The 17,990-nt window shown below is 69.2% G+C and carries 13 protein-coding genes and 1 pseudogene; 10 read left to right on the top strand and 4 right to left on the bottom strand.

The window, feature by feature from the left end; genetic code table 11:
* Positions 1-30: 30 nt before the first annotated feature.
* From IEY14_RS04830 to IEY14_RS04795, 8 genes and pseudogenes are all read left to right on the top strand, one after another.
* Positions 31-909, top strand: coding sequence for an ABC transporter substrate-binding protein (locus IEY14_RS04830; RefSeq protein WP_188907034.1), 879 nt, complete (start codon positions 31-33; stop codon positions 907-909).
* On the top strand, positions 906-2,891 hold the full coding sequence (gene fhuB, locus IEY14_RS04825; protein WP_188907033.1) for a Fe(3+)-hydroxamate ABC transporter permease FhuB: 1,986 nt from the start codon (positions 906-908) through the stop codon (positions 2,889-2,891). Before IEY14_RS04830 ends, fhuB begins: the two co-directional genes overlap by 4 nt.
* Positions 2,888-3,697, top strand: a complete 810-nt coding sequence (locus tag IEY14_RS04820) for an ABC transporter ATP-binding protein (RefSeq protein ID WP_308421998.1) — start codon at positions 2,888-2,890, stop codon at positions 3,695-3,697. The genes fhuB and IEY14_RS04820 overlap by 4 nt, the downstream gene beginning before the upstream one ends.
* An 86-nt stretch (positions 3,698-3,783) precedes the next feature.
* Complete coding sequence (gene tkt, locus IEY14_RS04815) at positions 3,784-5,892, top strand: transketolase (RefSeq protein WP_188907032.1); 2,109 nt, start codon at positions 3,784-3,786, stop codon at positions 5,890-5,892.
* Between the two features lie 77 nt (positions 5,893-5,969).
* A pseudogene (gene gnd / locus IEY14_RS04810) lies at positions 5,970-6,959 on the top strand (phosphogluconate dehydrogenase (NAD(+)-dependent, decarboxylating)); the annotation flags it as partial.
* The gene (gene zwf / locus IEY14_RS04805; protein WP_188907030.1) at positions 6,959-8,434 is read left to right on the top strand and encodes a glucose-6-phosphate dehydrogenase; all 1,476 of its coding nucleotides are present in this window, start codon (positions 6,959-6,961) and stop codon (positions 8,432-8,434) included. The pseudogene gnd and the gene zwf, both read left to right, overlap by 1 nt.
* Positions 8,416-9,276 (top strand): Cof-type HAD-IIB family hydrolase, encoded by an 861-nt coding sequence (locus IEY14_RS04800; RefSeq protein ID WP_210318272.1) that lies wholly within the window; start codon positions 8,416-8,418, stop codon positions 9,274-9,276. The genes zwf and IEY14_RS04800 overlap by 19 nt, the downstream gene beginning before the upstream one ends.
* Before the next feature lie 81 nt (positions 9,277-9,357).
* The gene (locus tag IEY14_RS04795) at positions 9,358-10,176 is read left to right on the top strand and encodes an alpha/beta fold hydrolase (protein WP_188907029.1); all 819 of its coding nucleotides are present in this window, start codon (positions 9,358-9,360) and stop codon (positions 10,174-10,176) included.
* Positions 10,177-10,237: 61 nt separating this feature from the next.
* On the opposite strand, the gene IEY14_RS04790 is transcribed toward IEY14_RS04795, so the two are convergent.
* From IEY14_RS04790 to IEY14_RS04780, 3 genes are all read right to left on the bottom strand, one after another.
* On the bottom strand, positions 10,238-10,420 hold the full coding sequence (locus tag IEY14_RS04790; protein ID WP_188907028.1) for a hypothetical protein: 183 nt from the start codon (positions 10,418-10,420) through the stop codon (positions 10,238-10,240).
* A gap of 51 nt (positions 10,421-10,471) precedes the next feature.
* The gene (gene ilvD, locus IEY14_RS04785; RefSeq protein ID WP_188907027.1) at positions 10,472-12,313 is read right to left on the bottom strand and encodes a dihydroxy-acid dehydratase; all 1,842 of its coding nucleotides are present in this window, start codon (positions 12,311-12,313) and stop codon (positions 10,472-10,474) included.
* Positions 12,314-12,396: 83 nt separating this feature from the next.
* Positions 12,397-13,815 carry an HD-GYP domain-containing protein gene (locus tag IEY14_RS04780; RefSeq protein WP_188907026.1) on the bottom strand — a complete coding sequence of 473 codons (1,419 nt, stop codon included), beginning with the start codon at positions 13,813-13,815 and terminating at the stop codon, positions 12,397-12,399.
* Positions 13,816-14,035: 220 nt separating this feature from the next.
* Between IEY14_RS04780 and IEY14_RS04775 the strand changes: the two genes are divergently transcribed.
* Complete coding sequence (locus IEY14_RS04775) at positions 14,036-16,024, top strand: diguanylate cyclase (RefSeq protein WP_188907025.1); 1,989 nt, start codon at positions 14,036-14,038, stop codon at positions 16,022-16,024.
* Between the two features lie 99 nt (positions 16,025-16,123).
* Positions 16,124-16,972 (top strand): oxidoreductase, encoded by an 849-nt coding sequence (locus IEY14_RS04770; RefSeq protein WP_188907024.1) that lies wholly within the window; start codon positions 16,124-16,126, stop codon positions 16,970-16,972.
* 17 nt (positions 16,973-16,989) lie between these two features.
* Here the strand turns inward: IEY14_RS04770 and IEY14_RS04765 are convergent, their stop codons facing one another.
* Positions 16,990-17,856 carry an NAD(P)-dependent oxidoreductase gene (locus tag IEY14_RS04765; RefSeq protein ID WP_188907023.1) on the bottom strand — a complete coding sequence of 289 codons (867 nt, stop codon included), beginning with the start codon at positions 17,854-17,856 and terminating at the stop codon, positions 16,990-16,992.
* Positions 17,857-17,990 lie beyond the last annotated feature (134 nt).

Below are 17,990 nucleotides of genomic sequence, written 5' to 3'. Positions count from 1 at the left end.
ACAAATAACGCATCGACGCCGAGGTTCGGCTTGCCCCTTGCCCTTTCCCGCCGGGACGTTCTAGCCGGCTTCGCCGCGCTGGCCGTGCCGCATCCGGCCGGTGCCGCGACGCCCGCCCGCCTCGTCTCCATGGATTACGCGCTCGCCGAAACCGCCTTCATGCTCGGCGCGCCGCCCTTCGCCGTCGCTGGGGCGACCGACTGGCCGAAATGGGTGGTCGAGCCGGCGCTGCCGCCCGGCACGGTGGATGTCGGCGATTCGCAGACGGCGAATTTCGAGCTCCTCGCCAAGCTCGCGCCCGATTTCATCCTGACGACGCCCTATCTCGATCCGATCCTGCCGGTGCTCCAGAGGATCGGGCCGACGCTGCGCGTCTCGATCTACGAGGACGGCGCCAAAATCCTGCCGTGCGCGGTCGAGGCCGTCCGCACGCTCGGCGCGGCGCTGGACCGGCAGGCGGCGGCCGAAGCCTTTCTCGCGGCGGCGGATCGTGAATTCGCGAACCTTGCCGAGCGCGTCCGCGCGCTGCCCGATCGGCTTCCCGTCCTCGCGATCAGCTTTCTCGATCCCCGGCATGTGCGCGTCTATGGCGGGCAGGGGCTGTATCAGGGCGTCCTCGACCGGATCGGCCTCGCCAACGCCTTTCGCGGCGAGACGCTCTACTGGGGCTTCGCGACGATCGGCGTCGAGACGCTGGCGAGCCTCGGCGAGGCGCGGGTCGTCATCATCGATCCGGTGCCGCCCGACGTGATGCCGGCGCTGGCGCGGACGCCGCTCTGGACCGAACTGCCCTTCGTGAAGGCAGGGCGGGTCGCGACCATGCCGGCCTCGCTGATGTTCGGCGGCGTCGCCTCCGGCCTGCGCTTCGCCCGCCTTCTCCTCGCGACGCTCGAAGGCCGTGCCGCATGAGGAGCCTCGTCGGACAGCGCCTGCCGGTCGCGCTCGTCGCGCTCCTCTTCGCCCTGGCGCTGGCCGCGACGCTGCGCGATCTCGGGCCGTCGATCCTGAAGGCCTTCGCCGCGCGGGGGGAGGGCTACGACCCGGAGCGCATGCTCCTCGTCTATGCGCGGCTGCCGCGTCTCGCGATCGGCCTCGTCTGCGGTCTCGGGCTCGGCGCGTCCGGTGCGCTGCTCCAGCAGGTGCTGCGCAATCCGCTCGCCTCGCCGACGACGCTCGGCTTCGATGCCGGGGCGCGGCTGGCGCTCGTCGCCGCGACGCTCTTCGTGCCGTCGCTTCTCGGCTTCGGCCGCGATCTCGTGGCGCTCGGCGGTAGCGCCGTCGCGGCGGGCCTCGTCTTTCTCCTGACGCGCCGCCAGGATTTCGCGCCGGTGCCGCTCGTCCTCTCCGGCCTCGTCGTCAGCCTCTATTGCGGCGCGCTGGCGGCGATCCTGACGCTGCTCAACGACCGCTATCTCGCCAGCCTCTTCATCTGGGGTGCCGGCTCCCTGGCGCAGCAGGGCTGGGACCCGGTGCTCGGCCTCGTCTTCCGCCTCCTGCCACTGGCGCTCCTCGCCGCGCTTCTCGTGCGGCCGCTGTCACTCCTCGATCTCGGCGAGACGAGTGCTAAGGCGCTCGGCATGAATGTCGTCGGGCTGCGCGTCGGCGCCGTCGCGCTCGGCCTCGCCATGGCGGCCTTCGTCACCTCGACGGTCGGCGTCATCGGCTTCGTCGGTCTCGTCGCGCCGCTGCTCGCGCGGCTCGCCGGGGCGCGCCGCTTCGGTCCGCGCCTTCTCGCCTCGGCTCTGTTCGGCGCGCTCCTCCTCTTTGCCACCGACGCGCTGCTTCAGGCGGCGATCGGCGAGAATGCCGACTTCCTGCCGACGGGCGCCGTCACCGCCATTCTCGGCACGCCGCTGCTCCTCCTGCTTCTGCCGCGCCTCAAGACCGCCATGCCGCCGCCGGCCGCGGCGCGGGTTCGCCATGAGCGTTTCGAGCTGCGGGGCAGGGCGCTCGTCCTCGGGGCGCTGGCGCTCGTCGCGGCGGCGGGCCTGTCGGTCCTCGTCGGACGCGACGTCGAGGGCGGCTGGACGGTCCTCTCGTCCTCGTCGGATCTCGCGACCGTCCTGCCCTGGCGGGGGCCGCGACTCCTGGCGACGATCGGTGCCGGTACCATGCTGGCGCTGGCCGGCGCCATCCTGCAACGGCTCACCGGCAACGCCCTGGCCGGGCCGGAAGTGCTCGGCGTCGGCGCGGGAGCGACGATCGCGGTGGCGCTCGCGCTGTTCTTCACCGCGACGCTCGGGCCGGTCGCCCAGAGCGCGGCGGCCGTCGCCGGCGCCTTCGCGGTTCTCGCCGCGATCCTCGTCCTGTCGCATCGCTCGGGCTTCCGGCCGGAGCGCGTCGTCCTCACCGGCATCGCGCTCAACGCCCTGCTGGATGCGCTGGTCGGCGCCTTGTCCGCCACGGGCGATCCCCGCGCCGTGCAGCTTCTCGCCTGGATGGCGGGCGCGCCGGGCGGCATCGGCTGGGACGGCACGCTGCCGGTGCTTCTCGCCTGTCTCTGCCTCGGCCTCGCGGCGCTGCTGCTGCGCCGCTGGATCGGCATCCTGCCGGTCGGCGACAGTCTGGCCCGGGCGCTCGGCGTGCCGCTGACGCCGGCCCGTTTCCTGCTGCTCCTCGCCGCCGCCGCGCTGACGGCCGCCGCGACGCCGATCCTCGGGCCCCTGAGCTTCCTCGGGCTGATGGCCCCGCATGCGGCGCGGATGCTCGGCCTCCACCGTCCGCTGCCCTTTCTCTGCGGCGCGGCGCTGATCGGCGCGATGCTGGCCGCCTTCGCCGATGTCGCCGCGCGCTCGGCGGTGTTTCCATGGCAATTGCCGACCGGCATCGTCGCCGCCCTGGTCGGCGCGCCCTTCCTGCTTCTCCTCCTGTCCCGCCGGTCCGCCGCATGAACATGCCCTTCCGCCCCGCTCCCGACACGCCGACGGCCCCGCTCTTCGAGGTGGCCGGCGCGAGCTTCACGGTGGACGGGCGCCGTCTCGTCGGCCCGCTCGACCTCGCCTTTCCGGCGGGGCGGATGACCGGCCTCATCGGCCGCAACGGTTCCGGCAAGTCGACGCTGCTGAAGCTGCTCGCCCGGCAGGACGCGCCGAGCGCGGGGGCGATCCGCCATGCCGGCGCCGAGCTCGCCGGCTTCGCCGCCCGCGCCTTTGCGCGCAAGGTCGCCTTCCTGCCACAGACCTGCCCGCCGGTGCCGGGCATGCGGGTGGAGGAGCTGGTCGCGCTCGGCCGCTATCCCTGGCACGGCGCGCTCGGCCGCAGGAGCGAGGCCGACCGCGCCGCGATCGCCGAGGCGATCCGCGTCACCGGGCTGGAATCCTACGCGGCCCGCGACGTCGAGAGCCTGTCCGGCGGCGAGCGCCAGCGCGCCTTCATCGCCATGCTGATTGCGCAAGGGGCCGATTGCCTTCTTCTCGACGAGCCGATCTCGGCGCTCGACGTCGCCCATCAGGTCGAGGTTCTGGCGCTGCTCGCCGCGCTCTGCCGGCAGCGCGGCATCGGCATCGTCGTGGTTCTTCACGATATCAATCTCGCGGCGCGCTTCTGCGACCATCTCGTGGCGCTGCGCGACGGGCGGCTCGTCGCGGAAGGGGAGCCGCGCGCGATCCTTCGGGCCGAGCGACTGGAGGCGATCTACGGCCAGGCCTTCGAGGTGCTGGAAAGCCCGCAAGGGCATGCGCTGGCATTTCCGGTCTGACGAAAAGCCGCGCGCCGCACCATCGCCATGCGCCTGTCACCGCCTATGTGGCAGGACGAGCTTAACCATCAGGAGGGTTTCGGCCGATGAGCGCTCTTCCCAAGGACGTGTCGCACGAGCCCACGGACGGCACCAACGAGCAGCTGGCGATCGACACGATCCGCACCCTGACCCTCGACGCCGTGCTGAAAGCCCATTCCGGCCATGTCGGCGCGCCGCTCGGCCTCGCCCCCGCCGCCTACACGCTCTGGACCCAGTTCCTGCGCTACGATCCTGACAAGCCGGACTGGCCGAACCGCGACCGCTTCGTCCTCTCGGTCGGCCATGGCTCGATGCTGCTCTATTCGGTGCTGCATCTCGCCGGTGTGAAGGAGATCGACGCCGAGGGCCGGCCGACCGGGAAGCCCGCCGTGTCGCTGGACGACATCCGGCAGTTCCGCCAGCTCGATTCCAAGACGCCCGGCCATCCCGAATATCGCATGACCACCGGCGTCGAGACGACCACCGGCCCGCTCGGCCAGGGCTGCGCCAATTCGGTCGGCATGGCGCTGGCCGAGCGCTATCTCGCCGCCCATTACAACCGGCCGGACCATGTGGTCTTCGATCACGACGTCTATGTCTTCTGCGGCGACGGCGACCTGATGGAGGGCGTCTCGGCCGAGGCTGCCTCGATGGCCGGCCATCTGAAGCTGTCCAATCTTTGCTGGGTCTACGACAACAACCGCGTCTCGATCGAGGGCTATACGGATCTCGCCTTTTCCGAGAACGTCATCGAGCGTTTCCGGGGCTATGGCTGGCACACGATCCATGTCTCGAACTTCAACGATACGGCGCTGATCCGCCACGCGATCGAGGAATTCCGCCGCACCGAGGACCGGCCGGTGCTGATCGTCATCGACAGCGTCATCGGCTTTGGCCTCCAGAAGCAGCAGGGCACGGCCAAGGCGCATGGCGAGGCCTTCGACGCCGAGGACGTGAAGGGCGCCAAGCGCGCCTATGGCTGGGACGAGTCCAAGGATTTCTTCGTGCCGGACGGCGTCGCCGAGCGCTTCCGGGACGCGGTGGCGGGCCGGGGCCGGGAGAAGCGCGAGGCCTGGGAGAAGACCTTCGCCGCCTATGCCGAGGCCTATCCGCGCGAGGCGGCCGAGATCGAGCGCATGCGCAAGGGCGAATTGCCGGAGGGCTGGGATGCCGACATCCCGAGCTTCGAGGCGGATGCGAAGGGCGTCGCGACGCGCGATGCCGGCGGCAAGGTGCTGAACGCCATCGCCGCGAAGGTGCCCTATCTGATCGGCGGCTCGGCCGATCTCGCGCCCTCCACCAAGACGCTCTTGACCTTCGACGGCGCCGGCTCCTTCGAGGCCGGCAGCTACGAGGGGCGCAACCTCCATTTCGGCATTCGCGAACATGCGATGGGGTCGATCGCCAACGGCATGGCGCTCTCCTATCTGCGCTCCTACACCGCGACCTTCCTGGTCTTTTCCGACTATATGCGCCCGCCGATCCGGCTCGCCGCGATCATGGAGATCCCGGTCGTCTTCGTCTTCACGCATGATTCGATCGGCGTCGGGGAGGACGGGCCGACGCATCAGCCGATCGAGCAGCTGGCGAGTCTGCGGGCCATTCCCGGCCTCAACGCCATCCGCCCCTGCGACGCCAACGAGACGGCCGAGGCCTGGAAGGTGGCGATGCGCCAGACGCACGAGCCGACCGCGCTGATCCTGTCGCGCCAGCCGCTGCCGACGCTCGACCGCGCGAAATACGCCTCCGCCGCCGGGCTGGAGAAGGGCGCCTATATCCTGGCGGGCGACGAGGGCGAGGTGCCCGAGGTGATCCTCATCGGCACCGGTTCGGAAGTCTCGCTCTGCGTCGAGGCGCATGAAAGGCTGAGGGCCGAGGGCATCCGCTCCCGCGTCGTCTCGATGCCCTCCTGGCATCTCTTCGAGAAACAGGATGAGGCCTATCGCGACCGCGTGCTGCCGCCGGACGTCATGGCCCGTGTCGGCGTCGAGCAGGCCGGCTCGCTCGGCTGGGATCGCTATGTCGGCGCCAAGGGCGCGATGGTGGTGATGACCACCTTCGGCGCCTCCGCGCCCATCGCCAAGCTCCAGGCGAAGTTCGGCTTCACGACCGACAATGTGGTGAAGCTCGCCAAGGACCAGATCGCCCGGCGCAGCTCCGCCCGCGACGCCTGATCCGAAGGCTGTCCCGCCTCATCCGCCGGCGCGGCATGGAACGCGCGCCGGCCTGACCTCCTCGCTTCTCGGCAAAGGACCTCATTCCCATGCAGATCGGTATCATCGGGCTCGGACGAATGGGCGCCAATATCGCGCGCCGGCTCACCCGCGGCGGCCATGACTGCGTGGTCTTCGACCGCTCGGCGGACACGGTCCAGAAGCTTGCCGGCGAAGGCATGACGGGCGCCTCCTCGCTGGAGGACATGGCCGGCGTCCTCGCCGGGCCGCGCGTCTTCTGGGTGATGCTGCCGGCGGGCGACCCGACGGAAGAGACGATCACCCGCCTCGCCGAAATCGCCCAGCCCGGCGACGTGATCATCGACGGCGGCAACACCTTCTACAAGGACGACATCCGCCGCGCCAAGGAACTCGCCGGCCGGCAGCTCCACTATGTCGATGTCGGCACGAGCGGCGGCGTCTGGGGCCTGGAGCGTGGCTATTGCATGATGATCGGCGGCGAGACGGAGACGGTCCGCAATCTCGATCCGATCTTCGACTGCCTTGCGCCGGGCCGTGGCACGATCGAGCGCACGCGCGGCCGCTCCGCCACCGACGATCGCGCCGAACGCGGCTATATCCATGCCGGGCCCGCCGGGTCCGGGCATTTCGTCAAGATGGTGCATAACGGCATCGAATACGGGCTGATGCAGGCCTATGCCGAAGGATTCGACGTCCTGAAGACGAAGAACTCGACCCTCCTCAAGGAGGACGAGCGCTACGACCTCAACCTCACCGACATCGCCGAGGTCTGGCGGCGCGGCAGCGTCATCTCCTCCTGGCTGCTCGATCTTACCGCCGAGGCGCTGGTGAGCGACCAGGAACTGGAGAAGTTCTCCGGCCATGTCGCCGATTCCGGCGAGGGGCGCTGGACCATCCATGCGGCGATGGAGGAGGCGGTGCCGGTCAACGTGCTCTCGGCGGCGCTCTATGCGCGCTACCGTTCGCGCGAGGAGCATTCCTATGCCGACAAGCTCCTCTCCGCCATGCGCTTCGGCTTCGGCGGCCATGTGGAAATCCCCCAGTAATGTACGCGGTCTCGGAGGACGGCGCGGCGCCGCCGGCAACGCTCGTCATCTTCGGGGCGACGGGCGACCTGACGCGCCGGCTGCTCGTGCCGGCGCTGGCCAATCTCGTCCGCGACAGGCTCGTGCGCGACGACCGCTTCGCCATTCTCGGCATTTCCTTCGAGGAGGGAGACGACGAGACGCTGCGGGCGCATCTCGCCGAGTTCTGCACCGATTGCGGCGACGCCTTCGAGCGGCTGAAGCCGCATATCCATTATCTGAAGGGCGATTTCCTCGACGGCGCCACCTACGAGGCGGTGGGCGCGAAGCTTGAGGAGATCGGCTTCGGCAATGCCGGCTTCTATCTCGCCGTCGCGCCGAACTTCTTCGGCGAGATCGCCGAGCGGCTGGCGGCGGCCGGCCTTCTGGAGGAGCGGGAGGACGCCTTCCGCCGCCTTCTCGTCGAGAAGCCCTTCGGCCATGATCTGGCCTCCGCGAGGGCGCTGAACGTCCGGCTCCTCGCGGTGCTGGACGAGACGCAGATCTACCGGATCGACCACTTCCTCGGCAAGGAAACGGTCCAGAACATCATGACGACCCGCTTCGCCAACAACCTGCTCGAAGCGGTCTGGAACCATCGCTATGTCGACCATGTGCAGATCACGGCGGCGGAGATCGTCGGGGTCGAGAAGCGCGGGAAATATTACGACGCGACGGGCGCCATGCGCGACATGGTGCCGAACCATCTCTTCCAGCTCCTCGCCGCCATCGGCATGGAGCCGCCCAATTCCTTCGACGCCGAGGCGGTGCGCACCGAGAAGGCCAAGGTCGTCGAGGCCATCCGCCGCGTGAAGGCGGAGGAGGTCGACAAGGTCTCGGCGCGCGGCCGCTACGATGCGGGGCGCATCGGCGAGACGGAGGTCGCGGCCTATCGCGACGAGCCGAATGTCGCGCCGGACGGCTCGACCGAGACCTATGTCGCGATGAAGCTCTTCGTCGACAATTGGCGTTGGGCCGGCGTGCCCTTCTATCTGCGCACCGGCAAGCGGCTGACGGCCCGCGACACGGAGATCGTCGTCGCCTTCAAGCCGGCGCCCTATGCGATGTTCCAGGAGACCGACGCGGTGCGCCTGCCGCCGAACACGATGACCATGCAGATCCAGCCGAACGAGGGCGTCAGCATGCAGCTCTCCGCCAAGAAGCCCGGACCGCGCATCGCCATCGTGCCGGTCGATCTCGACTTCTCCTATGCCGATCATTTCAAGGTCGGCCGTTCGACGGGCTACGAGACCCTGCTCTACGACATGCTGATCGGCGACCAGACCCTGTTCCAGCGCGCCGACATGATCGAGAGCGGCTGGGCGGCGGTGCAGCCCTTTCTCGACCACTGGGCGAGCGGCGGCGGGGTCGAGACCTACCCGGCCGGCTCGGCCGGACCGGCCGGCGCCGATCGGCTGATCCGCGACGACGGCCGCGAATGGCACGCGATCGGATGAGCGGGGAGGCGACGGCGCTCGCCGACATCGAGCTGGTGATCTCCGATGTCGACGGCACGCTGGTGCGGGACGACAAGTCGCTGAGCCCCAAGACGATCGAGGCGGTGAAGCGCCTCGGCGCGGCCGGGATCGGCTTCACCCTGATCAGCGCGCGGCCGCCGAGCGGCCTGGGCGGCCATATCGCCGATCTCGGCCTCGCGACGCCGGTCGGCGCCTTCAACGGCGCGACGGTCTTCGAACCGGACGGGACGATCGTCGAGGCGCATCATCTGGGGCAGGAAACGGCGCGCGGCGTCGCGTCTTGTTTCGATGGCCTGGACCTGCCGTACTGGATCTTCGCGGACGGGCGCTGGATGACGCGGACGCGAGCGATGCCCCATGTCGAGCAGGAGATCGTCGCCGCCCGGCAGGAGCCGGTCGTCGCCGAGGATCTCACGCCCTGGCTGGGCCGCGCCGACAAGCTCCAGGCCGTCTGCGACGATCCCGCCCGCCTCGCCGAGGCGGAGAGGGCCGTGAAGGCGCGGTTCTCCGCCTCCGCGACGATCGCGAAGTCGCAGACCTATTATCTCGACGTCACCGCGCCGAAGACCGACAAGGGTCATGGCGTGACTGAACTCGCCAAGGCCTTCGGCATCCCTCTGGCGGCGGTCGCGGTCGCCGGCGACATGCCGAACGACCTGTCGATGTTCCGCGTCGCCGGCCTCGCCGTCGCCATGGGCCAGGCGCCCGACGAGGTGAAGGCCGAAGCCGATCACGTCACGACGAGCAACGAGGCCGACGGTCTCGCCGCCTTCATCGAGGCGCTTCTCGCGGCGAAGGACGAGCGCTCGCGCACCGGCTGACGGGTCGGACGCGAAATCGGCGCCGAGCGGAACGAGCGCTCGCGCCGGCGGTTCACTCCGAAACCCAAACGGAGTTTCCCGATGGCATTTGTCGAAGGCAAGAACGGCGTCATGCTGCATGTGAAGGATGTGGGCGAGGGCAGGCCCGTCCTTCTGATCCATGGCTGGCCGCTGACCGGCGACATGTTCGAATATCAGTCGCTGGCGCTGATCGAGGCGGGCTATCGGGTCATCACCTATGACCGGCGCGGTTTCGGCCAGTCGGGCCATCCGGCGGTCGGCTACGACTACGATACCTTCGCCGACGATCTGGCGGCGGTCATCGAGGCGCTGGATCTCCAGGGCGTGTCGCTGGTCGGCTTCTCGATGGGCGGCGGCGAGATCGCCCGCTATCTCACCCGGCACGGGCCGGGCCGCGTGGCGAAGGCGGCGCTGGTCGCCTCCGTCGCCGGCTATCTCCTGAAGGGCCCGGACAATCCGGACGGCGTCGATGCCAGCGTCTTCGAGGATATGAAGGCTCAGATCCGCAAGGACCGCTTCGCCTTCCTTCAGAGCTTCGCTAAGACGTTCTACGGCGTCGGCTTCGTCACCAGCCCGGTCAGCCAGGGCGTCCTCGACTGGAGCTTCGTCTTGGGGGTGATGGCGAGCCCGAAGGCGACGATCGACTGCGTCGATGCCTTCGGCAAGACGGACTTCCGCCCGGACTTCCGATCCTTCACCGTGCCGACGCTCGTCATTCACGGCACGGGCGATAAGACGGTGCCGATCGATCCGACGGGGCGCGCCGCCGCGCGCGGCATTTCGGGCGCCGAGCTCATCGAATACGAGGGCGAGCCGCACGGTCTCTTCGCCACCGTGCCGGAGCGGCTGAATGCCGATCTCCTGAAATTCCTCGGCTGAGCCGGAGCGCCCGAAACGAAGAAGAGCCGCGCGGGGTCCCGCGCGGCTCTTGGCCTATGGGTCAGCGCGGCCGGATCTGGTCGCCCATGCGCTTCATCTCTTCCGGCTGCACCTCGACCTGTTCGGACGTATCGTCCGGCAGGCCGCCGCCCGTCTGGGCGATGGTCTCGTCCAGCGGCCGGGCATTGGTGCCGGCCGTCCGGTGCTCGCCGTCGCGCCGCTCGGCATCGCGTTTGTCGCTCATCGCATCGTCCTCCTGTGTCGGAGGACAACGCGACAGGGCGAAGAGCGTTCGTCAGTGCTCTGGCACGACGCGCACGGCGCCGCGCGCGGCGCTGGTGGTCATCGCCGCATAGGCGCGAAGCGCCGTCGTCACCTTGCGCTTGCGCGGGGCGGCGGGCTTCCAGCCCTTTTCCGCCTGCGCCTCGCGCCGGCGGGCGATCTCGGCATCGGGCACCGCCAGATGGATCGAGCGGTTCGGGATGTCGATCTCGATCCGGTCGCCGTCCTCCACGAGGCCGATCGTGCCGCCTTCCGCCGCTTCCGGCGAGACATGGCCGATGGACAGGCCAGAGGAACCGCCCGAGAAACGCCCGTCGGTGACGAGCGCGCAGGCCTTGCCGAGGCCCTTCGACTTCAGATAGCTCGTCGGATAGAGCATTTCCTGCATGCCCGGCCCGCCGCGCGGACCTTCGTAGCGGATGAGCACGATGTCGCCGGCGACGATCTTGTTGCCGAGGATCGCCTGCACCGCCGCGTCCTGGCTTTCGAAGATGCGCGCCGGGCCGGCGAATTTCAGGATCGACTCGTCGACGCCCGCCGTCTTTACGATGCAGCCGTCCTCGGCGAGATTGCCGTAGAGCACCGCGAGGCCGCCATCCTTGGAGAAGGCGTGTTCGAGCGAGCGGATGACACCGGTTTCGCGGTCGGTGTCGACATCGTCGAAGCGGCGCTCCTGGCTGAAGGCGACCTGCGTCGGCACGCCGCCGGGCGCCGCGCGGTAGAAGTCGTGCACCGTGCGGCTCGTCGTGCGCTTCACGTCCCAGCGCTCCAGCGCCTGGCCCATCGTCTCGGCATGCACGGTCGGAACATCCGTGCGGATGAGGCCCGCCCGGTCGAGCTCGCCGAGAATGCCCATGATGCCGCCGGCATGATGGACGTCCTCCATATGGACGTTGGAGATCGCCGGGGCGACCTTGCAGAGCACCGGCACGCGGCGCGACAGGCGGTCGATATCCGACATGGTGAAGTCGACGCCGCCTTCATGCGCCGCCGCCAGGAGATGGAGCACCGTGTTGGTCGAGCCGCCCATGGCGATGTCGAGCGTCATCGCGTTCTCGAAGGCGGAAAAGCTCGCGATGGCGCGCGGCAGGACGGTCTCGTCCTCCTGCTCGTAATAGCGGCGGGCGAGATCGACGACAAGATGGCCGGCCTCGACGAAGAGGCGCCGGCGGTCGGCGTGGGTGGCGAGGGTCGAGCCGTTGCCGGGCAGGGACAGGCCGAGCGCCTCCGTCAGGCAGTTCATCGAATTGGCGGTGAACATGCCCGAGCAGGACCCGCAGGTCGGGCAGGCCGAACGCTCGATGGTCTTCACGTCCTCGTCGGAAATACGGTCGTCGGCGGCCGCGACCATGGCATCCACCAGATCGAGCTTCTTTTCGGTCTGGTCCGGCCAGATCACCTTGCCGGCCTCCATCGGGCCGCCCGAGACGAAGACCGCCGGGATGTTGAGGCGCAGCGCCGCCATCAGCATGCCGGGCGTGATCTTGTCGCAGTTCGAGATGCAGACCATGGCGTCGGCGCAATGGGCGTTGACCATGTATTCGACGCTGTCGGCGATGAGCTCGCGCGAGGGCAGGGAATAGAGCATCCCGTCATGGCCCATCGCGATGCCGTCATCGACGGCGATCGTGTTGAACTCCTTGGCGACGCCGCCCGCCTTCTCGATCTCGCGCGCCACCAGCTGGCCGAGATCCTTCAGATGCACGTGACCCGGCACGAACTGGGTGAAGGAATTGACGACGGCGATGATCGGCTTGCCGAAGTCGGAATCCTTCATGCCGGTGGCGCGCCAGAGCCCCCGGGCTCCGGCCATGTTGCGCCCATGCGTCGTCGTGCGGGAGCGATAGGCTGGCATCGTCTTATCCAATCGTCAAAGATTGCGACAATCGCCTACACCCGTCGGCCGTCAAGTCCAAGCCCCCGTTCGCGAAAGGCGAATCAGGCGGCGGCCGGAACCGCGCCGGCGAGCGGCGGCGGCAGTTCGCCTCGCTTCTCCTCCGGCAGGAAATCGTGGAGCGCCTCTTCGAGGGCGGCGAGGCAGATCGGATCGATGGCGGTTCCGAGATCGCCCCGCATGATCGCGAGCGCCTTCGAGACCGGCATCGCCGCGCGATAGGGCCGGTCGGCGGTGAGGGCGTCGAAGATGTCGGCGGTGGTCACGATCCGCGTTTCCAGCGAGAGCTGGGCGGCGGTCAGGCCGCGCGGATAGCCCTTGCCGTCCAGTCGCTCGTGATGGGCGCCGGCGATCTCGGCGAGTTCCCGGAAGGCGGCGATGCGCGACAGGATCGTCTCGCCGAGGAGCGAATGCGAGCGCATGACGCGGAACTCCTCCTCGTCCAGCTTGCCGGGCTTCTCCAAGATCGAATTGCTGACGCCGAGCTTGCCGATGTCGTGGAGCAGCGCGGCGCGGCGCAGGATGCGCCGCCGCTCCGGCGACAGGCCGAGACCTTCCGCGATCATGTCGGCGAAGAGCGTCACCCGTTCGCAATGGCCGGAGGTGAAGGGGCTCTTGGAATCGACGATCTCCCCGAAGGCCTCGGCGATGTCGTCGAGAAGGGTCTCGTCGACGCGGTCGAGTTCGGTGTCGAATTCCGGCAGATCGCTGTCCGCCGCGGCGAATTCCGCCGCGAAGCCTGGATCGGCGAGAACTTTCGCGAAGGCGGCGACGACGGTCGGATCGAACCAGCGGCCGGAGCGGCGCCGCAATTCCCTGAGGGCGCCGGCCGCGCCGTCCGTCTGGTGGAAGACATCCGCCACCTGGGCGGCGAGCGCGATGCGGGCATAGAGCGGGATGGCCTCGCCCTTCAGGCCCTGCGGCTTGCCGCTGCCGTTCCAGTGCTCGTCCAGGGCATGGATGGAACTCGCGACCGCCTCCGAGAAGCGCAGGCGCCGGGCGATCTTCGCGCCGCGCTCGCAGCGCGTCTCGATGAGTTCGCGCGCGATCTCGCCGCCATGGCGCATGATATGGGCGATCGCCCGGAAGCGCTCGGCGAGGCCATGGCCGAGCCCCGTATGATCGAAGACGAAGCGCAGCACCTGCGGCAGGCTGTCGTCCAGGAACTTGAAGTCGCGCTTGAAGGCGAGATCGTCGGCGAGATAGAGGCGGCAAAGGCGGGCGGCATTGCTGGAACAGCCGAGATCCTTGAGAAGGATCGCATAATAGACCTCGCGCCGCGCGATGCTGCCGAGGCCGAGTTCCTCCGCGATCCTGACGCCGATATAGGCGGCGCGCATGCAATGGCCGGCCGGCTGGCCCTCCGTCATGTCGAGCGCCACCGACAGCGCCGACAGGATTTCCGAAAGGCGGAGCGCGGGTTGGTCGGGACGGGCGGCGTCTCGGAGCGGGAATGGGGCCATCGCGTTCGATCTAGCCGGCCCGTGTTAACGGCCGTTGAAGCCGTCGCCGAGATTTCGAGCGACCATCGGAAAGGCGCTTTCCCACCCTTCTCAACTGTCGACTGAGCCCGCTGGGGCGTCTTATTAAGACTTCAATGGTTGGATAGCGGCATTCGGTCCGCGCGAAAGGTGCTCGATGGCGATCAGGGAGGCTCTCGGCCGCATCAGCATGCGAGGCCGAATGACGATCCTCATCGCGTCCGCCATCCTGCCGCTGGCCGTCTTCGTCGGCTTCTCGGTCTATGACGACTATGTCCGAACCCTCGCCGCCGCCCGCCACGACGTGGTCCAGTCGGCGCGGATCGCCGCGGCGCGCCAGTCGCAGATCTTCGCCACCTCGCGCCTCCTTCTCGACACGCTCCGACGCTCGCCCAACGTGTCGATCGAGGGCGGGGCCTCCTGCGACGCGACTTTGGCGCAGTTCAAGGAAGCCAATCCGCAGTTCCTGACCGTCGGGCTGATGGATGCCGACGGCGTCATCACCTGCCACAACATCCTGCGCCAGCGGCAACCCTTCACCGATGGCGAACTCGTCACGCGCATCATGGCGGCGAATGCCGAGGAGTTCATCGTCGGCAATTTCATGATCGGCCGGGTGAGCAAGCAGCCGACCTTCGCCTTGGCGATGGCCTATCGCGACGCCGCCGGCAACAAGCTCGGCGCCGTCTTCGCCTCGATCGATCTCGCGCGCCTCTCCGCCACGGCTGAGATCGTCTCCGATGGTGGCCGGCTGGCGGTCGCGATGGTGCAGCCGGCCTCGGGTCGGATTCTCTCGCATTTCCCGCGGAACGACGTGATCGGCGGCACGGTGCTCGGCAACCATCCGCTCTTCGCCGCCATGCGGTCCATGCCCGGCGGCGGTGTCGCGGAGACCGCCGGCCTCATGGGCGACGAGATCATCTATGGCTTCGAGCCGATCGACGGCGCCGAGACCTCCGGCCTGATGATCGCGGTGGGCGAGTCGCGGCAGGCGCTGCTGGCGCCGATCCGCAACCGCGCGATGCATTCGGCCATGGCCGCCGCCGCGGTCCTCATCGCGGCGCTGGTCGCCTTCTGGTGTCTCGGCGACCGGCTGCACATGGCGCCGATCCTGCAACTGACGCGCACGGCGGGCCGCATCAAGAACGGCGACTTCGCCGCGCGGTCGCGGCTGCCCTTCTGGCATTCGCCGGAACTGCGCGACCTCGGCGAGACCCTGAACGCCATGGCCGTGCGGCTGGAGGAGGGGCGCGAGGCGGAACGGGCCGTCGCAGCCAGCGAGGCCCGCTACCGGCTGCTCGCCGCCAATTCCGCCGACATGATCACCTGCCTCGACCGGCGCGACATGCGCACCTTCGTGTCGCCGGCCTGCAAGGAGGTCATCGGCTGGTCGCCGGCGGAGCTTCTGACCCAGCCGCCGAGCGACCTCATCCATCCCGAAGACGGCGAGACCGTTCTCTCGATGATGCAGGTCCTGCGTTCGGGCACGCCGGTGACGGAGGTGCGCTACCGCATGCGGCACAAGGACGGCCGCTATATCTGGGTAGAGGTGAACGGGCGGCCGACGGAGATCGACGACCAGCTCGTCTTCGTGCTGCGCGACGTGACGGCGCGCAAGGCGATGGAGGACGAGCTGGCGCGGGCCAACCGGCAGCTCGCCTCGCTGGCCTCGACCGACGGCCTTACCCAGCTCCTCAACCGCCGCGCCTTCGACGCGGTGCTCGAACAGTCCTTCGACATGGCGCTCGCCAACGGGCGGAGTCTCAGCCTGCTTCTCCTCGATGTCGACCAGTTCAAGGCTTTCAACGACCATTACGGCCACATGGCCGGCGACGAGGCCCTGCGGGCCGTCGCCGCGGAACTGCGCGCCGTGCTGCGCCGGCCCGGCATCGCGGTCGCGCGCTATGGCGGCGAGGAATTCGCCGTCGTCCTGCCGGAAACGCCGCTTTCGACCGCCTTGCAGGAGGCGGAGGCGCTGCGCCACGCCGTCGTCTCGCGCGCGATCGCGCATGAGCGGAGCGCGCATGGCGTGGTCACGATCAGCATCGGCGCCGCGACCCTCACCATCGGCGACACGCAGCTCAGCCGCAGCGACCTCATCCAGCGCGCCGACCTCGCGCTCTATGCCGCCAAGCGGGCCGGGCGCAACCGCACCGAATTCGCGGCGACCGATCTTTCCGTGGCCTCCTGAGCCGGACGCCGCTTCGCCTCGGGCGATCGCGCTCTATCTTCCGCGCGCCCGGGTGGAGACCGTCCGCGCGCGGCCGATGAGGCAAGGGATCGATTTCGCATGGCTTCCGACGCAAGTCCCGTCTGGTTCGTCACCGGCTGTTCCACCGGCTTCGGCAAGGAACTCGCCAAGCTCCTCCTCGCGCGCGGCTGGCGCGTCGCGGCGACCGCGCGCGAGGCCGCGCGCCTCGACGAACTCGCCGCGACCGGCGGCGAGCGCTTCCTGGCGCTGACGCTCGACGTGACGAAGCCGGCGGAGATCGAAGCGGCGGTGCGGGCGGCGGAAGACCGTTTCGGCCGCATCGACGTTCTCGTCAACAATGCCGGCTACGGCTATCAGGCGGCGATCGAGGAGGGCGAGGAAGAGGAGATCCGCGCCCAGTTCGACGCCAATGTCTTCGGCCTCTTCGCCCTGACGCGGGCCGTGCTGCCCGGCATGCGCCAGCGCCGCTACGGCCATGTGATCAACATCACCTCGCAGGCCGGCTTCATCGGCTATCCGGGCTCCGGCTATTACGCCGCGTCGAAACATGCGGTGGAGGGCTTTTCCGACGCGCTCGCCGCCGAGGGCAAGCCGATCGGCATCAAGGTCACCTGCATCGAGCCGGGGCCGTTCCGCACCGACTGGGCCGGCCGTTCGCTTCGCCAGACGCCGAACCGCATCGCCGACTATGCCGCCACTGCGGGCGCACGGCTGAAGAGCACCTCCGACATCAGCGGCCGGCAGCCGGGCGATCCGGTGCGGGCGGGCGAGGCGATCATCGCCGCGACCGAGCGCGCCGAGGCGCCGCGTCATCTCGTGCTCGGCCGCATCGCCTATGACAATGTCACGGCGAAGCTCAAGGAACGTCTCGCCGAGATCGAGGCGCTCGGCGACCTGTCCCTGAGCGCCGACTTCCCGGAGGACTGAGCGCCGGGTCGCGCCGGTCAGCGCTCCAGGCGGGCGAGCAGCGAGGACGTGTCCCAGCGCCGCCCGCCCATCGCCTCGACCTCGGCATAGAACTGGTCGACCAGGGCCGCGACGGGCAGCGTCGCGCCGTTGCGCCGCGCCTCCGCGAGACAGATGTCGAGATCCTTGCGCATCCATTCCACCGCGAAGCCGAAATCGTAGCGGCCCTCGGCCATGGAGGCGTGGCGGTTCTCCATCTGCCAGGAGCCGGCGGCGCCCTTGGAAAGGGCGCCGATGACGGTGGCGATGTCGAGCCCGGCCTGCTTGCCGAAATGGATCGCCTCGGCCAGTCCCTGGACGAGGCCGGCGATGCAGATCTGGTTCATCATCTTGGCGAGCTGGCCGGCGCCGACCGGCCCCATCAGGGTGATCGTCCGGCCATAGGCGGCCATGATCGGCTTGGCGGAGGCGAAGTCGGGCTCCTCGCCGCCGACCATCACGGTCAGGATGCCCTTCTCGGCCCCGGCCTGGCCGCCGGAGACCGGGGCGTCCAGAAAGGCGACGCCGCGCTCGGACGCCGCCTTCGCCAGTTCGCGCGCGAGTTCGGCCGAGGCGGTGGTGTGGTCGACCAGCATGGCGCCGGGCCGCATGCCGGACAGGGCGCCGGCCTCGCCGGTCAGGACCTGCCGCACGTCGTCGTCGTTGCCGACGCAGGAGAAGACGAAATCCGCCCCTTCCGCCGCCTCGCGCGGCGTGGCGGCGGCGCGCCCGCCATGCTCGCCGTTCCATTTCTCCGCCTTGGCCGCCGTGCGGTTGAAGACCGCGACGGCATGGCCGGCATTGGCCAGATGCCCGGCCATCGGATAGCCCATCACGCCGAGGCCGATGAATGCAACTTTCGCCATATGCCTGCCGCCCGTTGAGGGTCATGCCGAAGGACGCTTCGGCCTTGCCCGTCTGAACCGATGGTGCCGAATTGGCCGATGCGGCGCACGACCGTCAAGCCGCCGTGAATTTGGCTGGCGCCGGCGTGACCTCG

Origin of the sequence: Aureimonas endophytica (assembly GCF_014642635.1) — a bacterium.
Lineage (GTDB): Bacteria > Pseudomonadota > Alphaproteobacteria > Rhizobiales > Rhizobiaceae > Plantimonas > Plantimonas endophytica.
The sequence above is the reverse complement of the archived record's forward strand: the minus strand, read 5'-3'. Positions and strand labels throughout refer to the sequence as shown.

Coding starts and splice junctions, on each gene's coding strand:
- IEY14_RS04795 (WP_188907029.1), top strand. CDS start 9,358: ATGGCATTTGTCGAAGGCAAGAACGGCGTCATGCTGCATGTGAAGGAT.
- IEY14_RS04770 (WP_188907024.1), top strand. CDS start 16,124: ATGGCTTCCGACGCAAGTCCCGTCTGGTTCGTCACCGGCTGTTCCACC.
- fhuB (WP_188907033.1), top strand. CDS start 906: ATGAGGAGCCTCGTCGGACAGCGCCTGCCGGTCGCGCTCGTCGCGCTC.
- IEY14_RS04780 (WP_188907026.1), bottom strand. CDS start 13,815: ATGGCCCCATTCCCGCTCCGAGACGCCGCCCGTCCCGACCAACCCGCG.
- zwf (WP_188907030.1), top strand. CDS start 6,959: ATGTACGCGGTCTCGGAGGACGGCGCGGCGCCGCCGGCAACGCTCGTC.
- IEY14_RS04790 (WP_188907028.1), bottom strand. CDS start 10,420: ATGAGCGACAAACGCGATGCCGAGCGGCGCGACGGCGAGCACCGGACG.
- IEY14_RS04765 (WP_188907023.1), bottom strand. CDS start 17,856: ATGGCGAAAGTTGCATTCATCGGCCTCGGCGTGATGGGCTATCCGATG.
- IEY14_RS04800 (WP_210318272.1), top strand. CDS start 8,416: ATGGCACGCGATCGGATGAGCGGGGAGGCGACGGCGCTCGCCGACATC.
- ilvD (WP_188907027.1), bottom strand. CDS start 12,313: ATGCCAGCCTATCGCTCCCGCACGACGACGCATGGGCGCAACATGGCC.
- IEY14_RS04775 (WP_188907025.1), top strand. CDS start 14,036: ATGACGATCCTCATCGCGTCCGCCATCCTGCCGCTGGCCGTCTTCGTC.
- tkt (WP_188907032.1), top strand. CDS start 3,784: ATGAGCGCTCTTCCCAAGGACGTGTCGCACGAGCCCACGGACGGCACC.
- IEY14_RS04820 (WP_308421998.1), top strand. CDS start 2,888: ATGAACATGCCCTTCCGCCCCGCTCCCGACACGCCGACGGCCCCGCTC.